We start from the raw sequence: 242 nt of genomic DNA on the forward strand, positions 1-242 counted from the left end.
CCCGCCGTTGTTACCCTCACGTCTACAGTTCCCGAGCCAGCCGGAGCCGTTGCTGTGATTTGCGTTGCTGAATTTACGGTAAAGCCCGTCGCCGCCGTTCCACCAAACGTCACCGCTGTTGCACCAGACAGATTCGTACCGGTCAACGTGACGGTCGTTCCTCCAGTCGTCGGGCCCGCCGTCGGCGAAATACTAGTGATCGTCGGCGCAGCTATGAACGTATACTGGTCCGCCACCGATGT

Annotated in this window: 1 protein-coding gene; it reads right to left on the reverse strand. The window is 59.5% G+C overall.

Translation table 11 applies throughout. The features are described 5' to 3' along the window. A partial coding sequence (locus tag FGT79_RS30820; protein ID WP_212758677.1) for an IPT/TIG domain-containing protein occupies positions 1-242 on the reverse strand: 242 nt, incomplete at both ends.

Source organism: Paenibacillus sinopodophylli (assembly GCF_005930355.1).
Taxonomy (GTDB): domain Bacteria; phylum Bacillota; class Bacilli; order Paenibacillales; family Paenibacillaceae; genus Pristimantibacillus; species Pristimantibacillus sinopodophylli.